The 14,161-nt window shown below is 72.8% G+C and carries 11 protein-coding genes; 6 read left to right on the top strand and 5 right to left on the bottom strand.

Annotated features, from left to right (window positions below; all coding sequences use genetic code 11):
• Positions 1-244 precede the first annotated feature (244 nt).
• Positions 245-1,753 carry a leucyl aminopeptidase gene (locus OG580_RS09545; protein ID WP_267043213.1) on the bottom strand — a complete coding sequence of 503 codons (1,509 nt, stop codon included), beginning with the start codon at positions 1,751-1,753 and terminating at the stop codon, positions 245-247.
• A 314-nt stretch (positions 1,754-2,067) separates the two neighbouring features.
• On the opposite strand from OG580_RS09545, the gene OG580_RS09540 reads away from it, so the two are divergent.
• From OG580_RS09540 to OG580_RS09520, 5 genes are read left to right on the top strand one after another with little or no spacing between them, the layout of a single operon-like run.
• On the top strand, positions 2,068-4,224 hold the full coding sequence (locus OG580_RS09540) for a hypothetical protein (RefSeq protein ID WP_267043212.1): 2,157 nt from the start codon (positions 2,068-2,070) through the stop codon (positions 4,222-4,224).
• Between the two features lie 26 nt (positions 4,225-4,250).
• The gene (gene pelF / locus OG580_RS09535) at positions 4,251-5,804 is read left to right on the top strand and encodes a GT4 family glycosyltransferase PelF (protein WP_267043211.1); all 1,554 of its coding nucleotides are present in this window, start codon (positions 4,251-4,253) and stop codon (positions 5,802-5,804) included.
• A complete protein-coding gene (locus tag OG580_RS09530; RefSeq protein WP_267043210.1) occupies positions 5,801-7,345 on the top strand; it encodes a hypothetical protein in 1,545 nt (514 codons plus the stop codon). Before pelF ends, OG580_RS09530 begins: the two co-directional genes overlap by 4 nt.
• A gap of 10 nt (positions 7,346-7,355) precedes the next feature.
• The gene (locus OG580_RS09525; protein WP_267043209.1) at positions 7,356-7,973 is read left to right on the top strand and encodes a spherulation-specific family 4 protein; all 618 of its coding nucleotides are present in this window, start codon (positions 7,356-7,358) and stop codon (positions 7,971-7,973) included.
• Positions 7,970-8,764, top strand: coding sequence for an endo alpha-1,4 polygalactosaminidase (locus OG580_RS09520; protein WP_267043208.1), 795 nt, complete (start codon positions 7,970-7,972; stop codon positions 8,762-8,764). Before OG580_RS09525 ends, OG580_RS09520 begins: the two co-directional genes overlap by 4 nt.
• Positions 8,765-8,773: 9 nt before the next feature.
• On the opposite strand, the gene OG580_RS09515 is transcribed toward OG580_RS09520, so the two are convergent.
• Together OG580_RS09515 and OG580_RS09510 are read right to left on the bottom strand one after the other, a co-directional pair.
• On the bottom strand, positions 8,774-9,988 hold the full coding sequence (locus tag OG580_RS09515) for a hypothetical protein (protein WP_267043207.1): 1,215 nt from the start codon (positions 9,986-9,988) through the stop codon (positions 8,774-8,776).
• A gap of 56 nt (positions 9,989-10,044) precedes the next feature.
• Positions 10,045-10,851, bottom strand: a complete 807-nt coding sequence (locus tag OG580_RS09510; RefSeq protein ID WP_267043206.1) for an adenosylcobinamide-GDP ribazoletransferase — start codon at positions 10,849-10,851, stop codon at positions 10,045-10,047.
• A gap of 25 nt (positions 10,852-10,876) precedes the next feature.
• Between OG580_RS09510 and OG580_RS09505 the strand changes: the two genes are divergently transcribed.
• Positions 10,877-11,644 carry a hypothetical protein gene (locus OG580_RS09505; protein WP_267043205.1) on the top strand — a complete coding sequence of 256 codons (768 nt, stop codon included), beginning with the start codon at positions 10,877-10,879 and terminating at the stop codon, positions 11,642-11,644.
• Here the strand turns inward: OG580_RS09505 and OG580_RS09500 are convergent.
• Complete coding sequence (locus OG580_RS09500) at positions 11,581-12,294, bottom strand: hypothetical protein (protein ID WP_267043204.1); 714 nt, start codon at positions 12,292-12,294, stop codon at positions 11,581-11,583. The two genes, OG580_RS09505 and OG580_RS09500, sit on opposite strands and share 64 nt — an antisense overlap.
• A complete protein-coding gene (locus tag OG580_RS09495) occupies positions 12,291-14,081 on the bottom strand; it encodes a phosphatidylglycerol lysyltransferase domain-containing protein (RefSeq protein ID WP_267043203.1) in 1,791 nt (596 codons plus the stop codon). The genes OG580_RS09500 and OG580_RS09495 overlap by 4 nt, the downstream gene beginning before the upstream one ends.
• Between the last annotated feature and the right edge of the window lie 80 nt (positions 14,082-14,161).

Genomic DNA, 14,161 nt, shown 5'->3' with positions numbered 1-14,161 from the left:
GCTTTATTTCGGCCCTGTGGTGGGGGCCCTGTCCTGCCGAGAACCCATCTTCGCACTTGTTGACGGATGGCGGGACGCGGGGCCGTGCTCTGAGACGGCCGATCGTCCGTACGCCGCGCTCGGCGCGGCGTACGAACCTACGGATTTCGTCGCGAGCGAACAGTACGGCGGGTGCCGGACCGCTGACGACGGACAGGGGCGGCCCCGGGCACGAGACCCGGGGTCGCCCCTGTCACGGGTGTGCTCAGAGCTCGCCGGCCGCCGTGAGCTCGGCCAGCTTCACCAGGGTGCGCACCGAGGAGCCGGTGCCGCCCTTCGGGGTGTACCCGTACGGGGCGCCCTCGTGGAAGGCCGGGCCCGCGATGTCCAGGTGGGCCCAGGTGATGCCCTCGCCCACGAACTCCTGCAGGAAGAGACCGGCGACCAGGCCGCCGCCCATCCGCTCGCCCATGTTGGCGATGTCGGCGGTGGGGGAGTCCATGCCCTTGCGCAGGTCCGCCGGGAGCGGCATCGGCCAGGACGCCTCGCCGACCTCCTCCGCGGCCTCGTGGATCGCGGTGCGGTAGTCGTCGTCGTTGGCCATGATGCCGAAGGTGCGGTTGCCCAGGGCCAGGACCATGGCGCCGGTCAGGGTCGCCACGTCGACGATCGCGTCCGGGTGCTCCTCGGAGGCCTTGGTCAGCGCGTCGGCCAGGACGAGACGGCCCTCGGCGTCGGTGTTCAGGACCTCGACGGTCTTGCCGCTGTACATGCGCAGCACGTCACCCGGGCGGGTGGCGTTGCCGGACGGCATGTTCTCGGCGAGGGCGAGCCAGCCGGTGACGTTGACGGCGAGACCGATGCGGGACGCGGCGACGACGGCGGCGAACACGGCGGCGGCGCCGCTCATGTCGCACTTCATCGTCTCGTTGTGGCCGGCCGGCTTCAGGGAGATGCCGCCCGAGTCGTAGGTGATGCCCTTGCCGACCAGGGCGAGGGTCTTCTCCGCCTTCGGGTGGGTGTAGGCGACCTTGACGAGGCGCGGGCCGCGGACGGCGCCCTTGCCGACGCCGAGGATGCCGCCGTAGCCGCCCTTGTCGAGCGCCTTCTCGTCGAGCACCTGGACCTTGAGGCCGTGCTCCTTGCCGGCCGCGGTGACGATCGCGGCGAACGACTCGGGGTAGAGGTCGTTCGGCGGCATGTTGATCAGGTCGCGGGCGCGGTTCATCTCCTCGGCGACGGCCTGCGCGCGCTCGGCGGCGGCCTTGTACGCCTTGTCGCGCGGCTTGGCGCCGAGCAGGGCGACCTCGGCCAGCGGCTTCTTCGCGTCCTTGGCGCTCTCCTGGTACGCCGTGTAGGCGTACGCACCGAGCAGGGCGCCCTCCGCGACGGCGGCGGCGTCCTCGGCGGAGGTGATCGGCAGGGCGAAGGCGGCCTTCTTCGCGCCGGTCAGGACGCGGGCTGCGGTACCGGCGGCGCGGCGCAGGGTCTCCGCGCCGAACGACTCGCCGTCCTCGGGGGCGGTGCCGAGGCCGACGGCCAGGACGACGGGGGCCTTGAGACCGGCGGGCGCGGGCAGCTTGGTCGCCTCACCCTCGGAACCCGAGGCGCCCAGGGTCTCCAGGACGGCGGCGAGCCGGCCGTCGAAGGCCTTGTCCACGGCCTCGGCGCCCGGGGCGACGACGAGCGTCTTCCCGGACTTCGCGACGCCGACGACGAGGGCGTCGGCGCGCAGCGTCGCCGCACCGGCAGTGCTGAGAGTGAGAGCAGTCACGGTGGTGAAATCTCGCTTCCATTGAGTTCTGTGGCGGTCGAGGGATGGGCCGACCGTGCCCGCCGCATCGTATTTCGGCCCGGAGAGCGCCGAGAACGAGCCTACGCTCGCTCACCCCGTTCGCTCACGGCGGCAGTGATTCACTCATCCGTGGTGTCTCTTTCATGTTTACCGTTCCGGGTCGGAGAGCTCGTCCACACTCACCTCAATCCCGCAAGGGCGACGCTCTCGCCTTTGCACCATCTGCATCATCTCCACAGGTTCCACCGGTCCGGCTCCGGCCCGGACGGGCCTGCCGAGGGGGGACACCACTGATGGACTCCGGCCGAATCCGTACGCCCAGAACCGCGCTCCGCACCGCACCGGGCGCCGCTCCCGCCGCCCCGCGAAGCGCCCGCACCGCATCCCGCACCTCCCCCAGGGCCTTCGGCCGGGGGAGCGCCCCCAGGGCCGCGGCCCTCGCCGCCGCCGCGCTGCTCGCCACCGTCGTCCCGTCCGCGCAGGCCGTGGCCGCCCCGGTGCCCCGCGTCGACCTGACGGTCCTCGTCGTCGACGACGGCGGCAGCGCCGTCGAGGCGATCACCGCCGAGCTGAAGGGCTCGGGTGTCCCGTACCGCAGGATCGACCTCAACGACCCGAACCGGCCCGTCCTCGACACGGCCTTCCTCAGCGACACGCTCGACGGGCGCCCCCGCGCCAAGTACCAGGGCGTCGTCCTGCCCCACGAGAGCGCCTTCGGCCCCGACTCCGCCGAGCACACCGCCCTCCAGTCGTACGAGCGGACCTTCGGGATCCCGCAGGTCGACGCCTACACCTGGTCGCACCCCGGCGTCGGGCTCGACTACACCGACCAGGGCGGCTGGTCCGGCGTCCTCGACGGGGCCACGGCCGGCGTCACCGCCGCGGGGAAGACGGGCCCCTTCCGGTACCTGGCGGGGGCGCTCACCTTCGAGGACAACGACCCGGCGATCGCCGAGAGCTACGGCTACGCGGGCCGCCCCCGCGCCGGCTACACGAGCTACCTCGACGTGCCCATCGACGGTGCTGGTGGCGGCCGCGCCAGCCTTATCGGCGAGTACACCGCCGACGGGCGCCGCGAACTCGTCGTCACCTTCGCCTACAACCAGTACCAGCGGCAGTTCCGGGCCCTCGCGCGCGGCATCGTGGAATGGCTCACCCAGGGCGTCCACCTCGGACAGAGCCGCAACTACCTCTCCGTCCACGTCGACGACGTCTTCGCCCCCGACGCCCGCTGGGACTCCGCGCTCAACTGCACCCCCGGCGACTTCGACTGCGTCGAGGACGACGGCGAGGGCGTCAACCCGATCCGGATGACCGCCGCCGACGCCCAGTACGCCGCCGCCTGGCAGAAGACCTCCGGCTTCACCCTCGACATGGTCTACAACGGCGGCCAGGGCGAGCAGTGGAAGACCGAGCACGGCGGCACCGACCTCCTCACCGCGCAGCTGGTCGCGGACCGCGCCCAGTACCGGTGGATCAACCACACCTACACCCACCCCTTCCTCGGCTGCGTCCAGGACAACACCACCGTCCCCTGGCAGTGCGCCAAGGACATCTCGGGCAACACCCTCTGGGTCAGCCGATCCGAGCTCTCCGGCCAGATCAGGAACAACCACAACTGGGCCGTCGGCAAGGGCATCTCCGTCGACCGCTCCGAACTCGTCACCGGCGAGCACTCCGGTCTGAAGACCCTGCCCCAGCAGCCCGTCGACAATCCGAACCTCGCCGGCGCCCTCGCCGACAACGGCGTGAAGTGGACCGCGAGCGACAACTCCCGTGAGCCGCAGCAGCGTTCGATCGGCACCGGTACCGGCGCCGCGAAGACCGTGCCCCGCCACCCCATGAACGTGTACTACAACGTGGGCACCGCCGCCGAGATGGCCGACGAGTACAACTGGATCTACACCTCCCGCGCCGACGGCGGCAGCGGCGTCTGCGAGTCCAACCCGGCCTCCACCTGCCTGCCCGCCCCGCTCCCCACCGGCACCGGATACGCCGAGCGGATCGTCCCGCAGGAGGCCCGCACCGCGCTCTCCCACGTGCTGGGCAACGACCCCCGCCCGCACTACGTGCACCAGTCCAACCTGGCCGAGGAACGGCTCCTCTACCCCGTACTCGACCGCGTACTCTCCGACTACCGGGCCCTGTTCGCGCCCACCGCGCCGCTGGTGAACCCGCGTCAGAAGGACGTCGGCACCGAGCTGAACCGCCGCGCCGCCTGGGACCAGGCGGTCGCCGCAGGAAAGGTCACCGCCTACCGCATCGGCACCACGGTCGTCGTGAAGGCCCCGTCCGGCCTCACCGTGCCCGTCACCGCACCCGAGGGCACCCGCAAGCAGCTGCTCCTCGGCTCGACCGTCTTCGGCTCCGCCTACGCGGGCACCCGCTCGGCCTGGACCACGCCCGAACTGCTCCAGACCGCCGTCACACTCACGCTCCCGACCGCCTGACCAGCACGTCCTGGGGGGAAACGCACATGCCGAGCAGTGGCCGTCATGTCACCATGCTCACCGAAGGCACCTATCCGCACGTCCACGGCGGCGTCAGCACCTGGTGCGACCAGCTCGTCCGCGGCATGCCGGAGGTCGACTTCGAGATCCTCGCCCTCACCGGCAGCGGCCGCGAACCCGTCACCTGGGAGCTGCCGCCCAACATCACCCGGCACACCGCGTTCCCCCTCTGGGGCCACCCGCAGGGGCCGGCCGCGCCCGGCTTGTTCGCCGGAGCGTGCCGGCCCCTGCGGGGGCGTGAACGCCGCCGCTTCCTCGACACGTACGAACGCCTGCTGCTCGCCCTCCTCGACCCGGAGGCGGGCTGCGACTTCGGTACGAGCCTGTACGAGCTGGCCGAACTCGCCCGCCAGGGACGACTCACCGCCGCCCTGCGCTCCGAACCGGCCCTCCGCTCCCTCATGTGGATCTGGACCATGCCGCACCTGCCGACGCTTGCGGCCCGGCCCACCGTCCACGACGCGCTCACCGCCACCGACCTGCTGGAACACGCGCTGCGCCCGCTCGCCGCCCGGATAGCCACCGGCGGCGTGGCGCACGCCGTCTCCAGCGGCCTCGCCACGCTGCCGGCCCTCGCCGCGCAGCACTTCGAAGGGGTGCCCTTCCTGCTCACCGAACACGGCATCTACCTCCGCGAGCGCTACCTCGGCTACCGCACCGATGCGCAACGTTGGCCCGTCAAGGCCCTCATGCTCGGCTTCTACCGCGAGCTCAACACGCTCGGCTACCGCAAGGCCGACCTCATCACCCCCTGCAACCAGTACAACCGCCGCTGGGAGGAGCGGGGCGGCGCCCCCGCCGACCGCATCCGCACCGTCTACAACGGCGTCGACCCGGCCCTCTTCCCGGAGGCCGGCCCCGAACCCGAGACCCCCACCCTCAGCTGGTGCGGGCGCGTCGACCCCATCAAGGACCTGGAGACGCTGATCCGGGCGTACGCGATCTGCCGCGCCGAACTCCCCGAGCTGCGGCTGCGGTTGTTCGGACCGGTCCCCGCGGGGAACGAGGACTACCGGACCCGCCTGGAGAAGCTCGCCGCCGAACTGGGCGTCACCGACGGCATCACCTTCGAGGGCCGGGTCTCCGAGGTGCCGCGCGCCTACGCGGCCGGCAGCGTGGTCATGCTCTCCTCCATCAGCGAGGGCTTCCCCTTCTCCCTCATCGAGGCCATGTCCTGCGGCCGGGCGACCGTGTCGACGGATGTCGGAGGGGTACGGGAGGCCGTCGGCGACACCGGGATCGTCGTCCCGCCCCGCGAACCGGCCGTCATGGCCGCCGCCGTCACCGAACTGCTCAGGGACGGGGCCCGGCGCGCCGAACTCGGCCGTCAGGCGCGGCAGCGGGTCATCGACCGCTTCACCCTGAACCGCTCGGTGGACGGCTTCCGTCAGATCTACCGCGAACTCGCGGGCGCCCGCCCGGCACCCCGCCCCCGCCTCACCCCGAAGACCTGGACGATCCGCCTCCCCGCGCCCCGTCGCACCCCCGCAACCCTCGTCGCAGGAGGCACCCCGGTATGAGCGGCTCCCTCTGGCTGAAACCCCCGGTCACGGTGACCCCTCTCCCGTCGATCCCCCGCCGTCGGCGGGAGGGCGCCACGGCACCCTCGCACCCGGCCCCCGCTTCCCTCCCCGCCTCCGCTTCCCTCCCCGCCTCCGCTTCCTTCCCCGCCTCCGCCTCCGCCTCTGTCCTCGCCTCCGTCCCCGCCTCCACCGGAAGCGGGGACGGAAGCGACCTCGCCGTCGACCCCCTCGACGAACTCGCCGAACGGCTCGGCGGGTTCGTCGCCGTCGCCGTGCACCCGGACGAGATCGCCGCGATCCTCGAATCCGACGGCATGACCGACGACCACATCCGTCTCACCTACGGCCGAGCCGACTCCTTCGCCCTCGCCGAGGACCTCTACGCGCGCGTCGAGCGGTGCCACCCCGCCCCCGAGGCGCCGCCCGCCGGGCCCTGGCACACCGGGCTCGCGGGCTGCCTCCTGCGCGGACTCGTCTTCGCGCTCCCCGGCCTCGCGTACGTACTCGCCGCGCCGCTCCTCGCAGGGGAGCACGGCCGCTTCGGGCTCCCCGCCGGAACCGTCCCCCTCCTCGCCGGGGCCGTCACCGGCTGGGTGTGGAACCAGGCCCTGTCCCACCGCGCCTACACCTGGCTCGGCCTCGGCGACCGGCCCGCCGCCGCCCGCGCCCTGCTCACCGGCGCCCCCGCGGGCGCCCTCGCCGGATCGGCCGTCGCGTTCGCGACCGCCGCACCCGGCGAGACGCCGGCCGCCCTGTTCGCCGCGGGCCAGTCGCTCTACCTCGCCGCCGCGACCGTCCTCCTGGTCCTCGGCCGCGAACGGGCCCTGTTCTGCGCCCTGCTGCCGCTCGCCGGAGCCGTCCCCGCCTTCCGCTGGGACCTGCCCGACCTCCTGCGCGCCGGCCTCCTCCTCGCCTCGCTCACCGCCGCCGTCACCTTCGCGGCGCTCATGCTCCGGCCGGGCCTGAAGCGCACGGCGGCGGGCCGCGGCGGGCCCCCGCGCACGGCCTCCCTCCCGTACGGACTCTTCGGCCTCGGCAGCGGACTGCTCGTCCTCCAGGCGGGCGTCGGCGACACCCTCGTGAGCGGTGCAGGGGCGGTCGTCGCGCTCACCCTCTCCATGGGCCCCGCCGAGTGGCTCCTGCACCGCTTCCGGGGCGAGAGCCTGGTCCGGCTGCGGACCCTGAGCACGGCCCGCGAGTTCCGCCGCGCGGTCACCGGCACCCTCGTCCTCTGCCTCGGCGGCTATCTCACCGTCCTCGTCGGCCTCACCCTCACCACGGTCCTGGCCTGGCCGGGAGCGCTCTGGCCGACGCCGCCGCGCCTGGTCACCCTGCTCCTGATCGGGACCGTGCTCTGGCTGGGGCTGCTGCTCCAGGCCTTCGGCGCGGTGGGGAGCGCGGCCGCCGTGTGCCTGCTCGCGGCGGCCGCGCAGACCGTGGAACCCGCGGCCGGCCCGGCGGCGACCGGTGGGGCGGCGGTGCTGCTGGCCGTCCTCACCTGTGTTCTGCTGGTACGACCGACCGCCCACCGCGCGTAGGGGGTGTCCTGTGAGGTCCTCTCTGCTGGTGCCGTACTACGAGCACCCCGCCGAGCGCCCCGAGGCGTGGGCGGCGCTCGTCGACGCCGCGCCCTCCCTCCACGGCGTCGTCCTCAACCCGGCGAGCGGCGTGGGGGAGGCCCCCGACCCCGCGTTCGCCGAGGTGTCCGCCCGGCTGCGGGCCTCCGGCGTCCGCGTCCTCGGCTACGTGGACACCGCCTACGGCCGCCGCCCGCACGCCGAGGTCGTCACCGAGCTGCTCCGGCACCGGGACTGGTACGGCACCGACGGTGCCTTCCTCGACCAGGTCCCGACCGCGCCCGGCGCCCTCGCCCACTTCCGGCGGATCGCGGTCGCGGCCCGGGCCGCCGGGGCCGCGGTCCTCGTCCTCAACCACGGCGCCCACCCCGATCCGGGGTACGAGGAGTTCGCCGACCTCCTCGTCACCTTCGAGGGCCCCTGGGACACGTACAGGACCCTCGACCTCCCGGTCGCCCCGCACTACTGCCACCTCGTCTACGCGGCCCCGCCCGGCGTCCGCCCGGCCACCCCGGTGCACTGCGCCGTCCCCGGCACGGGCGCGCACCCCTGGGGCACCCTTCCGCACCTCCTGGAGCCCGCCCGATGAGACGTCTGCCGCCGCTGCTCGCGGGCCTGTTGCTCCTCGCCACGGCCTGTACGGCGGCCCCCGACCCCGACCCCGACCCGAAGCCGACGGGCGACCGCTGGCTGCCGAAGCCCGGCCTGGCCTGGCAGTGGCAGCTCAGCGGTCGTCTCGACCCGACGGTCGACGTCCCGGTGTACGACATCGACGGCTTCGACCACCCGGCGTCCACGGTGAAGGACCTGCACGCCCGGGGCCGCAAGGTCATCTGCTACCTCTCCACCGGCGCCTGGGAGGAGTTCCGCCCGGACGCCGCCCGCTTCCCGAAGTCCGTCCTCGGCAAGGGCAACGGCTGGGAGGGCGAGCGCTGGCTCGACATCCGCCGCACCGACGTCCTCGAACCCCTCATGGCGAAGCGGCTCGACATGTGCCGGGACAAGGGCTTCGACGCCGTCGAACCCGACAACATGGACGGCTACCGGAACCGCACCGGCTTTCCCCTCACCGCCGCCGACCAGCTCCGCTACAACCGCCTCATCGCCGGCCTGGCCCACGACCGGGGCCTCGCGGTGGGCCTCAAGAACGACCTGGACCAGATCCCGAAGCTGCTCCCGGACTTCGACTTCGCGGTCAACGAGCAGTGCGCCGAGTACGACGAGTGCGGCCGCCTGACCCCGTTCGTGGCCGCGGGCAAGGCGGTCTTCCACGTCGAGTACGAGCTGGAGGCCCGCGAGTTCTGCCCCCAGGCCCGCGCGCTGGGCCTCAGCTCGATGCAGAAGCGGTACGAACTGGGGGTCTGGCGCCGGGCCTGCTAGGTCGCCCAGCTAGGAGTCGCCGCGCTTCGTGGGCACGTAGCAGGTGACCCCGTCCTTGCCGGGCTGCCCCTTGGGTACGGGGGTCCACCAGGCCCAGATGTCGGTCGCCTTCGGCAGCCACGCGGGCCTCTGCACGTCGTGGGCGTAGGCGCAGGCGACGTTCGACCGTTCCTGGGTGTCCGCCGTAGAGGTGCCCTCGCGCAGGGCGATCCGGGTGAAGACGCGGGCGTCGTGTGGCCCGGCACAGTCCACGTTCACGACCATGTGCGCGAGGCGCTGACCGGAGTCGAAGTCGACGCAGCCGCCGTCCTTGACGTCCCGCATGGCCAGGACGTCCTCGGCCGCCGCGCGGACGGTCCCGGAGGGAGTCATGACCGGCGCCGACGTGCCGTACCCGGTGAGCGTGAGGGCCGTCGTCAGGCTCGTGAACCCGGCGAAGGCGCCGTCCTTCCGGAGGAGTTTGGTGAGATCGGCCTCGGCGCGGGTGATCCGGCCCTCCCGGTCCACGGTGGCGGTCAGCGGGACCGGATCCTGCTGGTCCGGGCTTCCTATCCCGATGCGAAGCTCCCGGCGCAGGTCGTGGGGGAACATGGTGAACAGCACGGCGAAGGGCATCGACGCCCGGTACGTACGGCCCGCGGCGGTGTCGCTCCGCGTGGCCGCCTCCGCCGCACTCAGACCCTCCAGGAGCGTCCCGCCGATCGGTCCTTCGGTGCCCCGTAGATGGTCGATCGCGTCGTCCCAGATCACCGTGGTCTCGCCGGAGGCGTAGCGGATCCAGTAGTCCGAGGAGGCGGCCCGGTAGTGGATCTGCTGACCGTCGACGAGATAGCCGACGGAGGCGGGCCCGTCCCCCCGTCCGGGCGTCTGCCCGAGCACGACGGTCCGGGTCTCCTCGGGCACCCCCTTCGGCACCTTCCAGACCACGTCGGCCTGGCCGCGTCCGCCGGCGAAGTCCATGCGCCCGGTCATCGTCCGGACCAGGTCACCCGTCTTCTTCGAACCGAAGGTCAGGGTCTGGACGAAGCGCGCGTTCCCCGCCTTCTGCGTCTGACGCGCGGCCAGGAACAGCTGGCGGTCCAGCTTCTGGTCGAAGACCGGATGCCCGGTCGGCGCGGCGGACGAGGGCTTCGCGTCGGCGGTGTCATCGCCGCCGCCGCAGGCGGTCAGGAGCAGGGACGCGGCGGCGAGGGCGGCGGCGGTACGGGTGATGCCTCTGATCATGACCAGGTGACCCGCCGGCCACCCCCAGGGTTGCCCTCCGCCGGGTCACGGAACGATCACCCCAGCGTCAGCGCGACCAGCGCCACCGTCACCGCCGCCTCCTCCACCGCGCCGAACACGTCCCCCGTCACCCCGCCGAACCGCCGTACGCACCGGCGCAGCAGCAGCGCCGCCGCGCCCAGGGCCGCGCCGGCCGCCAGCACGTTCCGTACCGCGTCGTACGGGGAGAGGAGGAGGCCCGCCCCCGCGCACGCCGTCAGGACGAGCGCGGTCGAGATCGTCGCCGAGCGGACGGGGACCGTCGACGCGACGATCGCGCCGAGGCCCTCGGGGCGGGCCGCGGGGACACCGTGGCGGGAGGCGTGGGTGAGGGCGAGGCGGGCGACGGTGGCGGCGAGCGCGGCGGCGACGGTGCCGTGCGCCCAGCCCTCCTCGTACAGCCGGGTGAGCGCGCCGACCTGGGCGAGCAGGACGAGGAGCATCGTGATGACGCCGAAGGGGCCGATGTCCGACTGCTTCATGATGCGCAGCGCGTCCTCGGCGGGCTTGGCGCTGCCGAGGCCGTCCGCCGTGTCGGCGAGGCCGTCGAGGTGGAGGCCCCGGGTGAGCACGGCGGGGACGGCGGTGGTGATGACGGCCGCGAGCAGCGGCCCCGAGCCGAGGAGCAGGAACGTCCCGCCGAGCGCCGCGGAGCCGAGGCCGACGACGAGGCCGGCGAGCGGGGCGCAGAGCATGCCGGCGCGCGCCGCGTCCCGGTCCCATCGGGTGATGCGGGCGGGGAACACGGTGAGGGTGCCGAAGGCGAAACGCAGGCCGTCCATCCGGGCAGGGTAATCGCCGCCTCCGGACGGTAGATTACGCATTCCGCACATATCGGAACGGGGTGGCATGGGTCACTGGTTCACCCGGAACATCGTCGAGCCGGGCAAGCTCCCGATGCTGCTCGCTCTGACCTCGTTCGTCCTGACTTTCCTGGTCACCCGGACCGTCACCCGCCTCATCAGGGCGGGCAAGGGCCCCTTCGGGAACGTCTCCTCGGGGGGCCTCCACATCCACCACGTCGTGCCGGGCGTCGTCCTCGCCGTCATCGGCGGCTTCGGCGCGGTGGGCAGCGGCAGGCACGGCGTCGGCGCGGCGGTCTTCGCCGTCGTCTTCGGGATCGGCGCGGGGCTCGTCCTCGACGAGTTCGCGCTGATCCTCCATCTCGACGACGTGTACTGGACGGACGACGGCCGCAAGAGCGTCGAGGTGGTCGTGCTCACCGCGGCCATGGTCGGGCTCGTCCTGAGCGGCTTCTCCCCGCTCGGCGTCGACGACATGACCGCCGACGAACGCCAGGACCGCACCACCTTCCTGCTGACCCTGGCGGTGAACTTCCTCTTCGTCCTGGTCGCCCTGGTGAAGGGGAAGTTCCGGATGGCCGTGTTCGGGGTCCTGGTGCCGTTCGTCGCGATCTTCGGCGCCGTGCGGCTGGCCCGCCCCGGCTCCTGGTGGGCCCGCCGCTTCTACGGCCGCCGGCACAAGGCCCGGGCCCGTTCCCGGCTGCGCGCGTACCGCCACGACAAGCGCTGGACCAAGGTCCGGCGCCGCTTTCAGGACCTGATCGGCGGCTTCCAGGAGCGGGTCCCCGGCCGTGGCTCCACCCCGCCGTCCTGACGCCGCTCCCGCCAGGCCTCGAACCCGATCAGGACGAGGACGCCCGCGATGGCCGCGAGGTGCTCCTTGCCCGCCAGGTTCGGCTTGACGATCACCTCGACGACCATGGCCACGACCACCGCGCCGCCGGTCCACCAGGCCCGGTAGCGCCGGCAGACGTAGACGGCGAGGCCGACCACGGCCGCCGACGGGCCGGTGTCCACGACCTGCGCGTCCGAGGCGGGCAGGCCGAACGGGGTGCCCGGCCCGAGGGCGATGCCGAGGCGCGCGTACAGCGTCCCGCAGAGCGTGGCGAGAAGGGCGACGGCGAGGGTCCGCCACCGCCCGAGGCAGATCTCGGCGATCCCGAAGACCAGCAGGACCTGCGCCAGGGCGCCCCAGACGGGCAGGTCGAGCGCGGGGACGAAGAGCGAGAGCGGGGTCCGGAGCAGGGCGAGCCACAGCGGGTCCTCGGCCCGTACGGAGCCGATGTCCTGGACCGGCTGATAGCCCCAGTCCTGGTTCTGCACGGCCTGGAAGAGGGCGGTGAGGCAGACGGCGGCCATCGTCATCGGCGCCGCCCGCCACTTCCTCTCGACGAGCCCCGCCCGTACGGTGCCGAACAGCGGGCCCCACTCGCGGCGGGCGAATCCGGCGACGGAGTCTCTCAACGCCCGCTCTCCAGGTGCTTGCGGTGCAGCCTCCCCCAAGGACTTCGTCCAGGGGGTGCCCCCAGCAGCCCCGGGGCTTCGAGGAAGCCCTCGGCCCGCCCGGCGGCGAGGCCGATGCGCAGCAGGTCGGCGCTCTTCTCGAAGAGCATGAATCGGGGCTCCCAGATCGGTCGGTACTTGGCGTTGGCGCGGTACAGGGACTCGATCTGCCACCAGCGGGAGAAGAAGCTGAGCAGTGAGCGCCACATGCGCAGCACGGGTCCCGCGCCGAGCTTCGAGCCACGTTCGAAGACGGAGCGGAACATCGCGAAGTTCAGCGAGACCTGAGTGATCCCGATCTCCTTCGCGCGCTGGAGGAGCTCGATCACCATGAACTCCATGAGGCCGTTCTCGGATTCCCGGTCACGGCGCATCAGGTCGAGCGACAGCCCCTTCGGGCCCCACGGCACGAAGGAGAGCACCGCCCGCAGCTCACCCTGCCCGTCGGTGCACTCCAGCATCACGCAGCGCCCGTCGCGCGGGTCCCCGAGGCGTCCGAGCGCCATCGAGAAGCCCCGCTCCGTCGCCCCGTCCCGCCAGTCGTCGGCCTTGCGGAGCAGCTCGTCCATCTCCCCGGCCGGGATGTCCTCGTGGCGCCGGATGCGGACCTCGTAACCGGCCCGCTTGACCCGGTTGAAGGCCTGCCGGACCGTTCGCATGGCCCGCCCGTCCAGCGTGAACTCGTCGGTCTCCACGATCGCCTCGTCGCCCAGCTCCAGGGCGTCGAGACCGTGCCGGGCGTAGATGACACCGGCCTCCTCGCTCGCGCCCATCACGGCCGGGATCCAGCCGTGCTCGCGGGCCTCGGCCAGCCAGGGCTCGATCGCGCCGGGCCAGGCCTCGGGGTCGCCGATCGGGTCGCCGGAGGCGAGCGAGACCCCGCCGACCACCCGGTAGGCGATGGCGGCCTTCTCGCTCGGCGACCACACGACGCTCTTCTCGCGGCGCAGCGCGAAGTAGCCGAGCGAGTCCCGGTCCCCGTGCTTGTCGAGCAGGATCCGCAGCCGCTCCTCGTCCTCCTCGGTCAGCGGGTCGACGGCCCGCCGGGCGCGGAAGGCGGCGAAGAGCACCGCGAAGAGCAGCAGCGTGGAGAGGACGTTGATGGTGACGTCGACCCAGCCGGGGGTGGAGATCCCGGCGAAGCGCGAGTCGTCGGCCGCCAGGGTCACCAGCCGCATCACGCCGTACCGCCAGCGCTCCAGGAAGGTCGAGGGGGCGGTGGAGGTGTTGGTGACGGTGACCAGGACGGCGGCGAGCAGCGAGGTGACGAGCAGTCCGCCGACCGCCACGGCCGCGGCGAGCAGCGGGTTGGAGCGGTCGCCCTTGGCGTAGAACTCCTTGCGGCCCAGGAGCAGCGCCAGGACGAAGGCGGCGGTCAGCGCGAGCGAGATCCAGTTCTGGGCGTGCTGCCGGACCTCCGGGAAGACCATGACGAGGGCGAAGAGGAGCAGGAACAGCCCGCCGAGCACCATGTTGAGGATCCACGCGGCCCGCTTGCGGCGGCGCATGGTGATCGCCAGGAAGAGCGTGAAGACGCCCGAGGCGAAGCCCGCGGTGAGCATGTACGGGGTGAAGTAGTCGTCCTCGTTGTGCCGGCGCAGGTCCTGTCCGAACGAGACCCAGACGGCGCTCAGGAAGTTGATGAACGTGACGACGCGCAGGTACCAGACGGCGAACGCGGCAGCGCGCCGCGAACGGACGGTGGAGCCTCGGGGTGTTGCTTCGGCAGACAAGCGGACTTCTCCCATGAAAAGCGATCATATGGGGCGTCACTTGCCGTGCGGAGACGCCGGAGACGGCCGGGCGCGCGTGGCGCCCGGCCGTCTCC

This window comes from Streptomyces sp. NBC_00094, assembly GCF_026343125.1.
Classification (GTDB): Bacteria; Actinomycetota; Actinomycetes; order Streptomycetales; family Streptomycetaceae; genus Streptomyces.
The sequence above is the reverse complement of the archived record's forward strand: the minus strand, read 5'-3'. Positions and strand labels throughout refer to the sequence as shown.

Bases quoted from the DNA above. Each gene is read 5' to 3' on its own strand.
- OG580_RS09540 (WP_267043212.1), top strand. From the start codon at position 2,068: ATGGACTCCGGCCGAATCCGTACGCCCAGAACCGCGCTCCGCACCGCA.
- pelF (WP_267043211.1), top strand. From the start codon at position 4,251: ATGCCGAGCAGTGGCCGTCATGTCACCATGCTCACCGAAGGCACCTAT.
- OG580_RS09530 (WP_267043210.1), top strand. From the start codon at position 5,801: ATGAGCGGCTCCCTCTGGCTGAAACCCCCGGTCACGGTGACCCCTCTC.
- OG580_RS09520 (WP_267043208.1), top strand. From the start codon at position 7,970: ATGAGACGTCTGCCGCCGCTGCTCGCGGGCCTGTTGCTCCTCGCCACG.
- OG580_RS09515 (WP_267043207.1), bottom strand. From the start codon at position 9,988: ATGATCAGAGGCATCACCCGTACCGCCGCCGCCCTCGCCGCCGCGTCC.
- OG580_RS09510 (WP_267043206.1), bottom strand. From the start codon at position 10,851: ATGCGTAATCTACCGTCCGGAGGCGGCGATTACCCTGCCCGGATGGAC.
- OG580_RS09505 (WP_267043205.1), top strand. From the start codon at position 10,877: ATGGGTCACTGGTTCACCCGGAACATCGTCGAGCCGGGCAAGCTCCCG.
- OG580_RS09495 (WP_267043203.1), bottom strand. From the start codon at position 14,081: ATGGGAGAAGTCCGCTTGTCTGCCGAAGCAACACCCCGAGGCTCCACC.